Origin of the sequence: Arthrobacter sp. AZCC_0090 (assembly GCF_014207375.1) — a bacterium.
Classification (GTDB): Bacteria; Actinomycetota; Actinomycetes; order Actinomycetales; family Micrococcaceae; genus Arthrobacter.
This window is the reverse complement of record NZ_JACHEE010000012.1, coordinates 63,048-77,622: the sequence shown is the minus strand read 5'-3', so window position 1 is coordinate 77,622 and position 14,575 is coordinate 63,048. Positions and strand designations below refer to the sequence as shown.

At 64.0% G+C, this 14,575-nt stretch carries 17 protein-coding genes; 16 read left to right on the top strand and 1 reads right to left on the bottom strand.

Features of this window, described 5'->3' with window-relative positions:
- Positions 1-6 precede the first annotated feature (6 nt).
- From HNP00_RS17880 to HNP00_RS17805, 16 genes are all read left to right on the top strand, one after another.
- On the top strand, positions 7-876 hold the full coding sequence (locus HNP00_RS17880; protein ID WP_184741073.1) for an alpha/beta fold hydrolase: 870 nt from the start codon (positions 7-9) through the stop codon (positions 874-876).
- Positions 873-2,042: a thiolase family protein gene (locus HNP00_RS17875; protein ID WP_184741072.1), complete on the top strand. Its 1,170-nt coding sequence runs from the start codon at positions 873-875 to the stop codon at positions 2,040-2,042. The genes HNP00_RS17880 and HNP00_RS17875 overlap by 4 nt, the downstream gene beginning before the upstream one ends.
- Positions 2,039-2,491, top strand: coding sequence for a 3-ketoacyl-CoA thiolase (locus HNP00_RS17870; protein WP_184741071.1), 453 nt, complete (start codon positions 2,039-2,041; stop codon positions 2,489-2,491). Before HNP00_RS17875 ends, HNP00_RS17870 begins: the two co-directional genes overlap by 4 nt.
- Positions 2,488-3,789, top strand: a complete 1,302-nt coding sequence (locus HNP00_RS17865; RefSeq protein ID WP_184741070.1) for a Rieske 2Fe-2S domain-containing protein — start codon at positions 2,488-2,490, stop codon at positions 3,787-3,789. The genes HNP00_RS17870 and HNP00_RS17865 overlap by 4 nt, the downstream gene beginning before the upstream one ends.
- On the top strand, positions 3,782-4,279 hold the full coding sequence (locus tag HNP00_RS17860; RefSeq protein WP_184741069.1) for an aromatic-ring-hydroxylating dioxygenase subunit beta: 498 nt from the start codon (positions 3,782-3,784) through the stop codon (positions 4,277-4,279). The genes HNP00_RS17865 and HNP00_RS17860 overlap by 8 nt, the downstream gene beginning before the upstream one ends.
- A 12-nt stretch (positions 4,280-4,291) precedes the next feature.
- The gene (locus HNP00_RS17855) at positions 4,292-5,848 is read left to right on the top strand and encodes a class I adenylate-forming enzyme family protein (protein ID WP_184741068.1); all 1,557 of its coding nucleotides are present in this window, start codon (positions 4,292-4,294) and stop codon (positions 5,846-5,848) included.
- Complete coding sequence (locus HNP00_RS17850) at positions 5,848-6,681, top strand: 2-keto-4-pentenoate hydratase (RefSeq protein ID WP_184741067.1); 834 nt, start codon at positions 5,848-5,850, stop codon at positions 6,679-6,681. The genes HNP00_RS17855 and HNP00_RS17850 overlap by 1 nt, the downstream gene beginning before the upstream one ends.
- A complete protein-coding gene (locus tag HNP00_RS17845; RefSeq protein ID WP_184741066.1) occupies positions 6,678-6,902 on the top strand; it encodes a hypothetical protein in 225 nt (74 codons plus the stop codon). Before HNP00_RS17850 ends, HNP00_RS17845 begins: the two co-directional genes overlap by 4 nt.
- A gap of 151 nt (positions 6,903-7,053) precedes the next feature.
- Positions 7,054-8,319, top strand: coding sequence for an ABC transporter substrate-binding protein (locus tag HNP00_RS17840; RefSeq protein WP_184741065.1), 1,266 nt, complete (start codon positions 7,054-7,056; stop codon positions 8,317-8,319).
- Between the two features lie 25 nt (positions 8,320-8,344).
- Positions 8,345-9,235, top strand: coding sequence for a branched-chain amino acid ABC transporter permease (locus tag HNP00_RS17835; protein WP_184741064.1), 891 nt, complete (start codon positions 8,345-8,347; stop codon positions 9,233-9,235).
- Between the two features lies 1 nt (position 9,236).
- Positions 9,237-10,295, top strand: a complete 1,059-nt coding sequence (locus tag HNP00_RS17830) for a branched-chain amino acid ABC transporter permease (RefSeq protein WP_184741063.1) — start codon at positions 9,237-9,239, stop codon at positions 10,293-10,295.
- A complete protein-coding gene (locus HNP00_RS17825) occupies positions 10,292-10,957 on the top strand; it encodes an ABC transporter ATP-binding protein (protein ID WP_184741062.1) in 666 nt (221 codons plus the stop codon). Before HNP00_RS17830 ends, HNP00_RS17825 begins: the two co-directional genes overlap by 4 nt.
- Positions 10,950-11,681 carry an ABC transporter ATP-binding protein gene (locus HNP00_RS17820; protein ID WP_221451615.1) on the top strand — a complete coding sequence of 244 codons (732 nt, stop codon included), beginning with the start codon at positions 10,950-10,952 and terminating at the stop codon, positions 11,679-11,681. Before HNP00_RS17825 ends, HNP00_RS17820 begins: the two co-directional genes overlap by 8 nt.
- 48 nt (positions 11,682-11,729) lie before the next feature.
- Positions 11,730-12,707: an acetaldehyde dehydrogenase (acetylating) gene (locus tag HNP00_RS17815; protein WP_395893835.1), complete on the top strand. Its 978-nt coding sequence runs from the start codon at positions 11,730-11,732 to the stop codon at positions 12,705-12,707.
- Positions 12,704-13,723, top strand: a complete 1,020-nt coding sequence (gene dmpG, locus HNP00_RS17810) for a 4-hydroxy-2-oxovalerate aldolase (RefSeq protein ID WP_184741060.1) — start codon at positions 12,704-12,706, stop codon at positions 13,721-13,723. Before HNP00_RS17815 ends, dmpG begins: the two co-directional genes overlap by 4 nt.
- A gap of 5 nt (positions 13,724-13,728) precedes the next feature.
- Positions 13,729-14,058 carry a DUF4286 family protein gene (locus HNP00_RS17805; RefSeq protein ID WP_184741059.1) on the top strand — a complete coding sequence of 110 codons (330 nt, stop codon included), beginning with the start codon at positions 13,729-13,731 and terminating at the stop codon, positions 14,056-14,058.
- Between the two features lie 127 nt (positions 14,059-14,185).
- Here the strand turns inward: HNP00_RS17805 and HNP00_RS17800 are convergent, their stop codons facing one another.
- Positions 14,186-14,458, bottom strand: coding sequence for a hypothetical protein (locus HNP00_RS17800; RefSeq protein WP_184741058.1), 273 nt, complete (start codon positions 14,456-14,458; stop codon positions 14,186-14,188).
- Positions 14,459-14,575: the final 117 nt, after the last annotated feature.

Below are 14,575 nucleotides of genomic sequence, written 5' to 3'. Positions count from 1 at the left end.
AAGATAATGACCACAGCAGCCAGCACGTCCGCGTCCCCCGTGGCAGACCCGGAGATCGGCCTTGCGCTGCGCCACGGTCGCTTCACGACCAATTACCATGACCTCGGTTCCGGACCTGTCGTGTTGCTGTTGCACGGCTCCGGACCGGGCGTCTCCGCCTGGGCGAACTGGCGGCTTGTCATGCCTCGGCTCGCAGAGAACCATCGGGTGATCGCGCCCGATATTGTCGGCTTCGGCTACACCGAGATCGACGACGACGTCGTGCCCACTCTGCCGGTCTGGCTCGAGCACATCACCAGCTTTCTCAGCACACTGAATGTCGACCGGGTGCTCCTCGTCGGCAACAGCTTCGGCGGAGCGATTTCGCTCTGGCTGGCATCGGAGAACCCAGAATTGGTCGAGAGGATCGTGCTCATGGGGAGCGTCGGATCTGACTTCAAGATCACGGAGGGTCTCGAAGCGGTGTGGGGCTATGAGCCTTCGGTAGAAGGCATGGCCAATCTCCTCGATGTGTTCACCCACGACACAGCGAAACTGCCATCGACCCTCGCGGCCGCACGCTTCGAGGCATCGAACAAGCCCGGCGCGGCAAAGCGCTGGAATTCGCTCTTCCCGGCTCCCCGCCAGCGCTGGATCGAAGCACTTGCGCTCGGTGCCGACCGCCTCGGCCGCCTCAAACAGCCGACGCTGCTTGTGCACGGGCGAGAGGACCAGGTCATCCCGCTCGAGAGTTCGTACCAGCTGCTTGAGCACATTGACGATGCTCAGCTGCATGTCTACCCTCACTGCGGACACTGGGTGCAGATCGAACGCGCAAGCGACTTCACCGAGCTCGTGGCCGACTTCTTCGCAACCACCGCGTCGGCACAATCGTGACTGCTGCGGCCGCGATCTCCGGGGTCGGGCTGGTCGTCGCGGAGCGCGACGACTTCTCGACCGCGACCACCCTCGCGCTCAGGGCCATCGACGAGGCATGTGCCGACGCCGGAATCGCCATCGGGGACATAGACGGCCTGCTGCTTAACCACAACGAGCTTCTCGCAGACGACAAGGTCACCCTCGACATCGGCAGGCAGGGCGCCTTCGGCGAGCTGCGGTTGCTCTACGAACTGAACGCAAAGGGCACAACGTTTTCTGTTCTCATCGACCTCGCCCGCCAGGCAATCGCCGCCGGCCGCGCGAACACCGTCGTGGTGCTGTTTGCGGATGCCGCGATGCGGCCTGGCGTCGGGTCCGGCGCCGCGTTCGCCGCCATGGGCGGATCCCGCGGCCAGCGTGGGCTGGAGCGGTCCGGCGGAATGCTCGGGGCGGTCGCCGCGTACGCCTTCCTCGCCGCCCACTACCTGCAGGAGACCCCGGCCACGGCTGACGATCTGCGCGCGGTCGCTGTCGCTCAGCGCGAATGGGCCAAGGGCAACACGTTCGCTAGAACCCGCACCACCCTCACGAACGACGAATATCTTGCCAGCCCATTCGTTGCCGAGCCGCTGCGTCGGCTCGATTGCGCCCGTCCCGTCAACGGCGCGGCAGCCGTCATAGTCACGACCGCCGACCGTGCGGGCTCCGGGCGGCACCGCGCCGTGCACATCGCCGGGGCCGCGCAGCGTTCGATCGAACGGCGTCGCCACGCCCCGGTCTCGCCGTGGGAGCCGGTCGGCGCAGCCGAGGCCTTCGCCGACGCGCTCGGCCAGTCGGGCATGACGGCAGCGGACGTGAATGTGTTGCAGGTCTACGATCCGTTCACCCTCGTTCCTCTCATTCTGCTCGAAGCGTTCGGCTACGCGGAGCGCGGAGGCGCAGGCGACTTCGTGAGAGCCGGCCAGACCGGTCCCGGCGGCTCGATCCCGACCAACACCGGTGGCGGCCAGGTCTCGAGCTACTACCTGCAGGGCGTCACGCCGGTCATCGAGGCCATCACCCAGCTGCGGGGCACAGGCGGAGCACGGCAGGTGATTGACGCGAGCGTCGCCGCGATCGCGGCGGTTGGCGGCCGGCTCGAGCACCATTCGACCCTTGTCCTGGATCTCGAGGTGCCCCGGTGAAGGCGGCCCTGGAGGACTGGCTGGTGCTTGATGCCGCTGCTCCGAGCACTGACGAGCCGTTGCGCACTTTTCTGGATGGCGCGGCGCTCGGCGACCTGCGCTTACCCTTCTGCACCAACGGCCATCCGCTCGATTTCGATCAGGGCCGCTGCGAGCAGGACGGCTCATCCGATCCCCCGGTGTGGGAATCGGTGCCGAGCCAGGCCACCGTGATCGCGTCAATCGTGATGCATCGCATCGAGAAGACCTTCGTGAAGGCCTTGGTGCCCTACCCGGTGATCGAGGTCGAACTCGTCTCCGGCCACCGCCTCTACGTATCGACGGACCGGGAGCCTGCGCTGAGTTACCAAACGGGAGACGAGGTCAAGCTGACTTTCGTAAGCGTCGGCGAGACGCGTATCCCGCGGATCCAAGTTGAAGAACATAACGAGAATAGGAGTGGACAATGACCATACGACTGGAGCAGGACCGCCTGGCGGCGGACGCCGTCGATTACGAGGAGCTCATCCAGCGCGATCGTGTGCACGGTTCGCTCTACACGGACGCCGACATCTTCCAGAAGGAGATGCGCGACATCTATGAGAGCCAGTGGGTGTTCGTCGCGCACGAGAGCGAAATTCCGGAGGCCGGCGACTACGTACGCCGCCGCATCGGCGGGCAGCCGCTTATCGTCGCCCGCGGCAAGGACCTCAAAGTGCGTGTGATGCTCAATCGCTGCACCCACCGCGGCAACATGCTCTGCCAGTCCGACGCCGGCAACGCGACGTTGTTCCGCTGTTCCTTCCACGGCTGGACTTTCAGCAACGACGGGCGCCTCCAGGGCGTCTCGTTCCGCGGAGGCTACGAGCAGTCCCTGGGCGAGCTGCGCAGCGAGCTCGGCCTCGCCGAAGCTGCCCAGGTCGGCACCTACGGTGGGTTCATCTTCGCGAACCTGACCGGCGACGCGGGCGACCTCGAGGACTACCTCGGCAACGCAAAGGATGCGATCGACCGTCTCGTCAGGATGTCCCCGGCAGGCGGGATCGATCTTTCCGCCGGCTGGATGAAACACGACAACAACGCCAACTGGAAGGTCGTCAACGAAGTACAGGTCGACGGATACCACCCGCTGTTCGTGCACGAGTCGCTGTACAAGGCCATCAAACCGGCCAAGGTGGACTATAGCTCCGACGAGCTGCGCGTGGCGGTGCGCGACCTCGGCGGCGGGCACAGCGAGGTCGACTACACGGCCGAGTACCAGGCACAGGACCGCGAGTTCATCTGGTTCTCCGGCATCCCCCGCAGCCGGGTCCCCAACTACATCGAAGCCATGGAAGCACTGCACGGCCCGGAGAAGACGCACGACATCCTCGTCGAGGGCCCCCCACATACGTTCATCTGGCCGAATCTCTTCCTGGCCGAAATGCAGGTCATGTATATCGAGCCGCTGTCTGTCGAGCAGACGATCCAGTACACGGCGCCGATCAAGCTGCTCGGCGCCGAGGAAATGAGTGCGCGCATCATCCGCCAGACCGAGGGCGCGATGGGGCCAGCGGGTTTCCTCATCGCCGACGACGCCGAGATGGGCGAGCGCAACCAAGTCGGCCTACACGCCCAGGAGCCGGAGTGGGTGCTGTTCGCCCGGGGCTTCGACACCGAGAAGATCGAGCCCCGTGGCATCACCTCCTACGACCGCACCTCTGAGACATCACAGCGAGGCATGTGGCAGCACTACCGCACCCTCATGACGGAGACCTCCAATGACTGACATCCAGGCAATCGCCACCCCTACCGGTTCCGTGCCCGCAGAACTCGTCGACTTCGTTGTCCACGAGGCACGCCTCGCGGACGAAAACCGCTACGCGGAATGGGAGTCGCTGTGGGCGGATGACGGCATCTACTGGATTCCGACGGGCGATCACAAAGACCCTCAGACCCAGGTGTCGTTCGTCTTCGACAACCGCCATCGCATCGGCTCGCGCATCGCACAGTTGCTCTCCGGCCGGCGTCACTCGCAGACTCCGCCATCCAAGATGCGGCGCCAGCTCACCAACTTCGAGGTGTTGTCGGACGAGGGCGGCGAGGTCGAGCTCGCGGCAAACTTCTCATTGTTCGAACACCGGTACACAACCACAGTCTGGGCTGGTCGTTACCTCTACCGCCTGCGCCACACAGCAGACGGACTCTCACTCGTGAAGAAGACGGTGCTGCTCATCAACAATGAGAGCGCCATCAAGACCATAGCTTTCATCCTCTAGTTAGGAAATATCATGCTGGTTGGAGACATCCCCCGTCTCAATGCTCGCCGGTACCCAGGCAAGGCTGCCGTCATCTGCGGTGACCGGGAGCTCACCTGGTCCGGTGTGAACGAGCGCGCGAACAGGCTCGGCGCCTACTTGCTGGGCGCAGGCCTGCAGCGGGGCGATCGCGTCGCCGTGGTTGCCTCGAACATTCTCGAATGGCCGGAGATCTCGTTCGGGATCTCGAAGGCCGGGCTGGTGCTAGTGCCGGTCAACGTTCGTCTCGCAGTGCCAGAGATCATCTTCTTGCTCGGAGACGCCGGGGCGAAGGCACTGATCTTCGACTCAGGGAGTGCAAACGTTGCCAGTGAGGTGATCGCTTCCGGCAACGAACTCAGCGTCGTACTGCAAATCGGCGGAAGCGATCTGGCGCCGGAGTATGAGCGCGGGATCGAGGGCGTCGGCTCGGCCACCCTCTCATCGGCGGGCCTTTCCCCGGACGACCTGCGGGCGCTCATCTATACCAGCGGCACAACGGGCCTGCCAAAGGCCGTGACGAACACCCACCGTGCCATGATCTACGGCGCCATGGACCACGTGCAGACCGTCGACGCGAAATCGACGGATGTCGGGCTCGCCATTACGCCGTTCTTCACCTCCGGCGGGGCCATGCGCACGATCTCCTGGGCCTACCTCGGGCAGACGATGGTGGTGCTGCCGAAGTTCAACGAGGAAGAGATCGTGCACCACTTCAAGCGCTACAACGTGACGAACACGATCATGGTCCCGACCATGATCAGCAGGCTGTGTGAGTACCTTCAGGCCCAGCCGCACCAGGACTTCCCGGCGCTTAGCTCGATCGGCTATGGATCTGCACCCAGCTCACCCGCCCTCATCCGCAGTGCGATGGACCTGCTCGGCTGCGACTTCTGGCAGCGCTACGGCCAGAGCGAAGTTGCCGGATTCGTGACCCATCTGTCTCCGCAAGACCACCGCGGCATCGTCGCCGGGCGGTCGGAGATCGCCAAGTCGTGCGGCACCGAGTCGGCGTCCTCGGAAATCGCCGTGCTCGACGACGACGGGCAGGAGCTTCCGCCCGGCGAGATCGGCGAGGTAGTAATCAAGTCCGATGCCGTGAGCAACGGCTACTGGAACCGCCCGGATGACACAGCGGAGAGATTCCAGAACACTGGACTGCACACCGGCGACATGGCCTATCGTGACCAGGAAGGCTACCTGTACCTCGTCGACCGCAAGAACGATCTCATCATCAGCGGCGCTTTCAACATCTACCCCGGCGAGATCGAGCGGATCATCAACACCCACCCCGCCGTGCGCATGGCGGCCGTTTTCGGCGCGCCGCACCCCACCTGGGGTGAGACGCCGATCGTCGCCGTTGTGCCTAGCGACGACTGGGTGGCGGGAACGCCCGCCCTCGAACAGGAACTCAAAGACCTGTGCAGAGCCAACCTGGCCGGCTACAAACAGCCGGGAGGGTTCGAATTCCTGGATGAGTTCCCGGTGAGCGCCGCCGGAAAAATCCTCAAGACAGAACTGAAGAAGCCTCACCAGAAGCAGGGCTCCTGATGCCGGCGCCCGCGGCATCCGTCCCGAGGGACGCCACGATCGCCCTGGCCGCGGTGGAGCTGCGCCGCTCGGAAATCAAAGCCGTGCCCGTCGGCGCCGTCAGCGGGGAACCGTGGTTCGTGCAGCCTGGTGAGGCCTACCGGGTGCAGCTCGCCCAAGCTGCGACCCGCACAGAGGCCGGCGGCATTCGTCGGGGCTTCAAGGTCGGTCTCACGAGCAGCGGCATGCAGAATCTGCTCGGAGTGACGGAGCCTGATTTCGGCCACCTCTTCGCGGACATGGAGGTGGAGAACGGGGGCACCTTGAACCCGCGGGAATTCATCCTCCCGAAGGCAGAGCCCGAACTCGCGTTCGTCCTTCGGGCTCCTCTCGGTGCAGACCGGGTACTCCCCGAAGACGTCATCGCAGCGACCGACTACGTCACGGTCGCGATCGAGGTGGTGGACAGCCGGATTCGCGATTGGAAAATCACCTGGACTGACACCGTTGCCGATAACGGCTCGTCGTCACGGTTCGTGCTGGGTGACGCCCGGATGTACCTGGCTGACGCGGCCGGCACTTTGCGCTCCTTGCGTACCGACCTCGTCAAGAACGACGAGCTCGTCGGCACGGCACCGCTGTCTGAAGTCATGGGCGATCCGATCACCTCAGTCTGCTGGCTGGCGGAGACGCTGTATCGATTCGGGATCGAGATGCAACCGGGGGATGTAATCCTTTCCGGTAGCCCGTGCGCGGCGACAAACCTCCTTCCGGGGGACCACGTTGTGGCCAACATCGAGAACATCGGATCTGTCACTGTGACGGTCGACGAAGAAAGGAAGGGGACGCCATGAGCGACCTGGACGGCACGGGCGAGGCCCTCATTTGGAACGAGTTCGCCGAGATCCGGATCACCCTCGACTTCAAAGGCATAACGCCGAGACTCTTCCTCGAGAACCTTGAGACTGGCGCCTCAACCTACCTCGACCCGCTCGAGCTCGCGACCATCATCGACACCCCCGACGAGCTCAAATTCCGCTGGCTCAACATCGGCGCGTACAGCAATAACAACTGAACGGGCGGCTGCCCATGCCCCGTGCAGATCGTGTTGAGGGCGAGCCCACTGGCTGGAACGCAACGCTTGCCGGGGGCCGATCGCACCGCGAAGCTGATGCACACCGGAGTGGGCAATGAGGCACACTCCTGAAGTCTGGAAGGAAAGACGGATGCCCCTCACCCGGAAGAAGCTTCGCGTGCAGCGCGCCGCAGTCATTACGGCAAGCGCCCTCGGCATCACCCTCGCACTCACAGCATGTGGGTCGAATAGCTCGACGAACTCGGCCACTGCAAGTGACGCGTCGCCGATCAGGATCGGCGTCGATCTCTCCCTCACCGGCCCGATCGCCTTCGCTGGCGTGCAGGAATACGCCGGATTCAAGCTGGCTGTGGCGGCCATCAACGACTCGGAGGCAAAGGTCCTCGGCCGCAAGATTGAACTCGTGCCGCTTGACGACAAGTCGACGCCTGACCAGTCGGTACTTAACATACGAAAGCTGGTCCAGCAGGAAAAGGTCGTGGCGATTGCCGGGCCCGGCAGCTCGAACTCCACCGTGGTAGGCGCGCAGACGGCGACGACCCTCAAGATTCCCCTCATGGCAAGCCCGTCGACCACTGGGGACATCTGGGAAGGCCCGAACGTCGCCAAATGGGGCTTCGGCGCCGCCGGTAACGGTTCGGCTCTCGGTAACGGCTGCATCAACTCGGTAGCGGCCGCCGAGGCGAAGAATGGCACCAAGATCAAGACGATCGCCATCGGTGAGGAGACCAACCCCGGCCCTCAGTCCTACGTCGCCGGTGTCAAGAAATGGGCGGAACAGAACAACGTCCAGGTGCTGACAACGGTCGACTGGGCCAGTGACTCGACGAACCTCACGACGCAGATGAACCAGCTCCTGGCCGCGAAGCCTGACGCCATCTCCATCTCGGCACTGCAGGCGACTGACACCCTCGCGGCGAAGGCTCTCGATCAGCTCGGTGCCCTCGGGACGACGCCGGTCGCGAATTGTTCCGCGATCACCCTCGGAACGTTCTACCAGGCGATGGGTGCGACGGCAGAGAAGCCGCACTTCTACACGCAGATCCTCCTCGCCGATGCGTACCCGGCTATCAAGACCGGTCAGGAGAACGACGCCGAGCGACAGAAGGTCGTCAACGCGTTCGCCAAGTACCCGGATGTCGCGGGTGTGCCCAACCTGAGCAACTTCGCCCACGGCGGCTGGGACGTCATCCAGGTGCTCGCAAGGGCCATCGAAAGTGCCAAGTCGACCGACCCGGACAAGATCAGGCAGGCGCTCGAGAGGACGAACTACGTAGGCGCACAGAACACGATGGTCTTCAGTGACACCCAGCACCGGTCGACCTACGAGGACTACGCGAAGATCGCGAGCGTCGTCGTCTTCGGCGCTGGCGGCGCCATCTCCATTCCGAAATAGCCCCGAAGAACAGGTAAGCACTCTCATGGACTTGGCATTTTTGCTCCAGCTGATCGTCACCGGGGTGACGACAGGAGCCATCTATGCGGCTGTGGCCATGGGCTTCGTTCTGGTATTCCGGGTGACCGGGATCCTGAACTTCGCCCAGGGCGAGCTGCTGATGGTCGGCGGCATGCTTATCATCAGCTTCCGAGGTGCAGGGTGGCCGCTCATCGCGGCCGTCCCTGCCACCATCGCGCTGGTTTTCCTGCTCGGGTGCGCTATCTACGCATTCGCACTCGGGCCGGCGATCAAGCGGGGGACGAACATCTCCCTCCTCCTGATCACCCTGGGCCTTTCCCAGATCATGCAGGGACTTGCACAGATCGGTTGGGGTAGTGATCCGCGATACACGCCTGACTTCACCCCGGCCGATCGCCCGCTGACACTCTTCAACGTCTCCGTCACGTCACAGTCGATCTGGATCATGGGAGGCGTGATTGTGGCCCTCGGGGTTACGTACGTCGTGCTGGAGCGCACAGGCATCGGGCGGGCGCTCCGGTCATCATCGATCGACCCGATGATGGCCAGGCTTTCCGGCATCAACGTACGACTGATCTCGCTCATCGCGTTCGGCGCGGCCGGGGCCCTGGCCGCGGTCGGCGGCCTGCTGCTCGCCCCGGTGATCGGCATGACCTATGCGACGGGAAGCCTCATCGGGGTCAAGGGCATCGCTGCAGCCGTCATCGGCGGCTTCGGGAGCATTCCCGGCGCCATCGTCGGCGGCATCGCGCTCGGGCTGCTCGAGTCGATTGCCTCTCTCATCTCCACCGGGCTGCAGACAGGTATCTCGCTGCTGGCAGTAGTGCTGGTGCTTCTCATCCTTCCGGACGGCATCCTCGGCGGCCGGCGCGTCAAGACAGCTGTGGGGGTCTGATATGAAATCACCTCTAATGCTCAAACGGCGTCGTCAACATTTCATCTGGCTTGGGGCTGTCGTGGCGGTAGCCGTCATCCCGCTCATCTTCGGCGACGGGTACTCGCAGACGGTCATCCTCACCATTGGCCTTTACGCCATCTTCGGGATCGGTCTGCAGATGACGATGGGCACCGGCGGCATCCTCAACATGGGACACGCAGCGTTCATCGGCATCGGCGCGTACTCGTCGGGGATCGTGACCGTCAACGGCGGCAATGCCTGGGTGGGGATGCTCGTCGGTATTGTCGCGAGCGGTGCCCTGGCGTTCATCGTCGGGCTGCCAATCCTGCGGCTGCGTTCGCTGTACTTGGCAATCGCCACACTCTGCATTGCTCTCGCCATCATCAATATCACCGGGTTCTGGACACCGGTGACCGGCGGCCAGAACGGCCTGTTCGGCATCAAGCCGTTCGCCGTCGGGGATTTCGTCTTCACCGAGCTGCCTTCGCAGATCTACTTGGTCTGGGGCTTCCTGCTCGTCGCGGTCATGATCAGGATCAATCTGCGCTACTCCGTCGTCGGGCGCGAGTTCGAGGCCATCAAAGACAGCGACCTCGCCACGTCGGCCCTTGGCATCAACCACGGCGCACGCAGGCTGCAGATCTTCGTGATCGGATCCGTCATCGGTGCAGTGGGCGGCAGCCTCTACTCGACCTATCTGTCAGCAATTACCCCTGACCTGTTCGGTTTCCAGCTCCTCATCCAGATCTTCGTGCTGGTGGCTCTTGGCGGCATGCTCTCGCTGTGGGGTGCCCCTATCGGCGCGATCGCCGTTGTTTGCCTGCATGAATTCCTGATCCCGGCAATCTCAGGGGGCGCCCCAGGGCCAATCGAGCTCGTGATCTTCGGCGCGATCCTCGTAGTGGTGATGGTCTTCGCCCCGAACGGCGTCACAGACCAGGTAGTAATCACCGGGCGGCAGCTACTCCGCCTCGCACGTCGCAAGCGCAGACCGGACGTCCCGGCCGCGCCCGAGACCACGGCGGTCAGCCCAAACGCGAAGAAGGTTGCCGTATGAGCGTTGCATCGGCCCAGCAGGTCGACACCGCACTCACCATCCGCGGGATCACCAAGAGCTTCGGTGGAAACCATGTGCTGCGGGGAGTCGACATGTCCGTCGCCCCCGGCAGCCTGCACTTTCTCATCGGGCCCAACGGCGCAGGCAAGACGACGCTGTTCGACAGCCTCACGGTGGCCGAAAACGTGCTCATGGCGCTACACGCTGATATGAAGGGCGGCCTGATGCGCTCAATGAGCGGCCTATTCGTAGACCGGGAAGAGAACCGGGAATACGCGAAGGCCTTCGAATGGCTCGACCGATTCGGCCTCGCGAAGTACGCGTCGTCGATGCCCTCCGATCTCTCCTACGGCGATCGCCGCCTGGTCGAGATCATCAGGGCCTTCGCCACCCAGCCGAGGGTGGTGCTGCTCGATGAACCCGCAGCAGGGCTTGGCGTCAGCGCACGCGCGAACCTTTTTTCCGTGCTGAAAGACCTCCACGCGGAGAACATGACAATCGTGCTGATCGAGCACGACATGAAGTTCGGGATGGCCTTGGCCGACGAAGTCACCGTTCTTGACATCGGTGCCCGAATCGCCCACGGATCCCCAGCAGCGGTGCAGCAGGATGACGCCGTCATCTCCGCATACCTCGGCAAGGGAAAGGCAAACGATGACTGAGCCGGCCGACACCATCCTTGAGATCGACTCCGTCGTTTCGGGCTACGGCGAGCTGGAAATCCTGCATGGAGCGACGCTCGATGTCCGCGCCGGTGAGATCGTGGCGCTGATCGGATCCAACGGCGCAGGCAAGACCAGCCTCATGAAGACCATAACCGGCCTGCTGAAAGTGCGCAGCGGCGACATCCGTCTGCACGGGCAGTCGATCACGGGGGCAAGCGTCGAAGCGATCGTGCGGAAGGGCATCAGCCTGGTGCCGGAGGGCAGGCATGTCTTCGCGGGAATGAAAGTCGAAGACAACCTGTTGCTCGGCGCGTACGGGCTCTCCAAGTCCGAGCGCGACGCCAAGCTCAAGGAGACGCTCGAGCGCTTCCCGCTGCTGCAAGAGCGTGCAAAGCAGGATGCAGGCTCGCTCTCCGGCGGGCAGCAGCAGTTGCTCGTCGTTGCCCGAGCGCTGATGCGTTCGCCATCCGTCCTACTGCTCGACGAGCCTTCACTCGGCCTCTCACCGCTCATGGTGGAGACGGTGTTCGAGGTCATCGCTTCGCTTCGGCAGTCGGGCGTGAGCGTGCTGCTCGTCGAGCAAAACGTCGTGGCAGGCCTCGAACTAGCCGATCGCGCCTATGTCATCGAGAACGGCGCGATCGCCCGCTCCGGGATCGCAAGTGACCTGCTCGCGGACCCGACTCTGTCCAACTCTTTCCTCGGAAGCGCAGCCCAGTGACAGCTCACTGCTCCCAGGGGCCCAAACCCCTCCTCATTTAAGTAAGGAATCACGGTGAAAACAAAGATAGCCATTATCGGCTCCGGCAATATCGGTACAGACCTGATGTTCAAGGTCATGCGCAGCTCAGAGTCGCTCGAGGTCGGCGCACTCGTGGGGATCGACCCGGAATCCGACGGGCTGCTCCGCGCCCATCGTCTCGGCATCCCCACCGTGTCGACCGGCGTCGCCGGGCTCATCGAACTCGACACCTTTGACGACATCGCCATCGTGTTCGACGCGACGTCTGCACAGGCCCACATCGCGAACGCCGAGTTGCTCGCACCATACGGCAAGCGGCTGGTGGACCTGACTCCGGCCGCGATCGGGCCATACACAATTCCCACGGTGAACCTCGAACAAAACCTGGGCGCACCGAATGTCAACATGGTCACATGCGGAGGGCAGGCCACCATCCCGATCGTCGCCGCCATCTCGCGGGTCACCCCAGTGCACTACGCCGAGATCGTCGCGACCATCGCGTCGGAATCCGCGGGCCCCGGCACCCGCGCGAACATCGACGAGTTCACCGAGACGACGAGCCTCGCGATCGAGCGTGTCGGCGGCGCAAAGCGCGGCAAAGCGATCATCGTTCTCAATCCGGCCGACCCTCCGGTGATCATGCGCGACACTGTGCTTGCCCTGATCGATCTCGCGGACGAAGCGGTACGGGGGCAGGTGACGAAGTCGATCGCACAGATGGTCGAAGAAGTATCCCGGTACGTGCCGGGCTACCGGCTCAAGCACACCGTACAATTCTCAAATTTCGCGCCGGAGACGCCGATCCACACACTCGTCGACAGAATCCCGGCGAATGCACTCACCCAGGTCTCGGTCTTCCTGGCAGTGGAAGGCGCCGGCGCGTATCTTCCGTCTTACGCGGGCAACCTCGACATCATGACATCGGCGGCCTTGCGCGTCGGCGAGCGGATCGCCGAGCAAGCCGACGCCATGTCCATCTCAGCAGGAAAGGCGACAGCGCGATGAGCGACAGTCACAAGCTCTATATCCAGGACGTTACGCTGCGCGATGGGATGCACGCAGTCCAGCACCGTTACTCCGTCGACCAGGTCACGGAGATCGCCGCGGCGCTCGACACAGCGGGGGTCGACGCGATCGAGATCGCCCACGGCGACGGACTGGGCGGCTCCAGCCTCACCTACGGTCCGGCCGCCCACACCGACGAAGAGTGGATCGTGGCCGCGGCATCCGTCGTCAAGAACGCGAAGCTCACCACCCTGCTGCTGCCGGGTATCGGCACAATTCACGATCTGAAGCGTGCCCACAGCCTAGGGGTCGCCTCGGTGCGCATTGCCACGCATGCGACGGAAGCAGACATAGCGGCCCAGCACATCGAAGCTGCGCGGAACCTCGGCATGGATGTCTCCGGCTTCCTGATGATGAGCCACATGAGCGAGCCGGCCGACCTTGCAGCCCAAGCAAAGAAGATGGAATCGTACGGGGCACACTGCGTCTACGTGACGGACTCGGGGGGCCGCCTCACTATGGATGGGGTCCGGGCCCGCGTGCGCGCCTACCGTGATGTCCTCGACGAGCGGACCCAAATCGGCATCCACGCGCATGAGAACCTGTCCCTCGCCGTTGCCAACTCGATCGTCGCTGTCGAGGAGGGCGCCTACCGGGTGGATGCCTCGCTTGCGGCCCAAGGTGCTGGGGCGGGCAACTGCCCGATCGAGGCGTTCACCGCCGTCGCGAACCTTTACGGCTGGGACCAGGGCTGCGACGTTTTCGCACTTCAAGATGCTGCTGAAGACCTTGTGCGCCCGCTGCAGGACCGCCCGGTGCGGGTCGATCGCGAGACTCTCACGCTTGGCTTCTCCGGAGTCTATTCGAGTTTCCTGCGCCATGCGGAGCGGGCAGCCGCTACCTACAGCCTCGACGCCCGCGACATCCTCGTCGAAGTCGGCCGCAGGGGATACGTCGGCGGCCAGGAGGACCTCATCGTCGATGTGGCCCTCGACCTCGCGCATTCCAGCCGGTGACCGCGGTGCCGACCTCGATCTACTTCGTGCAAACTAACGCCGTCGGCGGCGAAGACGAGGAGTTCAACCACTGGTATGACAATGTGCATCTCCCGGAGATCCTCCAAATCCCCGGCTTCGTCGCCGCCCAACGGTTCGAGTTCGACGCCGAAGCAACGACGGCACCGGCGCCCGATTACCGGTATGTTGCGGTCTACGAAGTCGAGGGAAGCGGGGCGGAGGCCGCTGCCGCTCTCCGCCGGGCCATCCCGCTTCTGCAGATGAGCGAGACTCTCGACGCAAGCCGCTCCCTCGTTCTCTACAAGGCAATCACCGATCGGATAGTCGCGCCCTAAGAATTCGGTGATTCGCGCCGCCGGGGCGGGCCGGTCTCTGGGACCGCGATGCGAATCACTGTGGACAGCCGGAGCGGTCAGGAAGCGCGACACGACTCATGCAGCCCGGCATCCCGTGCCAGCGTCGTCACCGGCAGCAGCCCGGTTCCCAGCAGGGCCGCCTGCGGATCCGTAAGCTGCAGCGCCCCTCCTCGCGCAACATCGGAACAAGCTCAGGCATCTGCGCCGCCAGCAGCCGTCCGGCCGGGGCCCGCAGCACCGCCCGCGCATAGTCCCGGTGCCAGCCCGTCAGCTCAACCACCTCGTCCAGGATCCTGCCCTTCCGGACCCGATCACCGGCCCGGTAGGTCCTGGCCAGCTGCTTCGTCACGGCCTTGCGTTCGCCCATCGTCAGTCCCATCCACCCTGCGTAGCCCGGCCCACGCCCACCCCCCGAACCAGCCGGAGAAATACTTATGAGGCAACGTATGCCCCTTCGCGGAGGTTTTTGACGAGTCAACTCGGGGGCTGGCATCAC

Bases quoted from the DNA above. Each gene is read 5' to 3' on its own strand.
- dmpG (WP_184741060.1), top strand. From the start codon at position 12,704: ATGAGCGACAGTCACAAGCTCTATATCCAGGACGTTACGCTGCGCGAT.
- HNP00_RS17865 (WP_184741070.1), top strand. From the start codon at position 2,488: ATGACCATACGACTGGAGCAGGACCGCCTGGCGGCGGACGCCGTCGAT.
- HNP00_RS17825 (WP_184741062.1), top strand. From the start codon at position 10,292: ATGAGCGTTGCATCGGCCCAGCAGGTCGACACCGCACTCACCATCCGC.
- HNP00_RS17830 (WP_184741063.1), top strand. From the start codon at position 9,237: ATGAAATCACCTCTAATGCTCAAACGGCGTCGTCAACATTTCATCTGG.
- HNP00_RS17840 (WP_184741065.1), top strand. From the start codon at position 7,054: ATGCCCCTCACCCGGAAGAAGCTTCGCGTGCAGCGCGCCGCAGTCATT.
- HNP00_RS17850 (WP_184741067.1), top strand. From the start codon at position 5,848: ATGCCGGCGCCCGCGGCATCCGTCCCGAGGGACGCCACGATCGCCCTG.
- HNP00_RS17800 (WP_184741058.1), bottom strand. From the start codon at position 14,458: ATGGGACTGACGATGGGCGAACGCAAGGCCGTGACGAAGCAGCTGGCC.
- HNP00_RS17820 (WP_221451615.1), top strand. From the start codon at position 10,950: ATGACTGAGCCGGCCGACACCATCCTTGAGATCGACTCCGTCGTTTCG.
- HNP00_RS17835 (WP_184741064.1), top strand. From the start codon at position 8,345: ATGGACTTGGCATTTTTGCTCCAGCTGATCGTCACCGGGGTGACGACA.
- HNP00_RS17845 (WP_184741066.1), top strand. From the start codon at position 6,678: ATGAGCGACCTGGACGGCACGGGCGAGGCCCTCATTTGGAACGAGTTC.
- HNP00_RS17855 (WP_184741068.1), top strand. From the start codon at position 4,292: ATGCTGGTTGGAGACATCCCCCGTCTCAATGCTCGCCGGTACCCAGGC.
- HNP00_RS17860 (WP_184741069.1), top strand. From the start codon at position 3,782: ATGACTGACATCCAGGCAATCGCCACCCCTACCGGTTCCGTGCCCGCA.
- HNP00_RS17880 (WP_184741073.1), top strand. From the start codon at position 7: ATGACCACAGCAGCCAGCACGTCCGCGTCCCCCGTGGCAGACCCGGAG.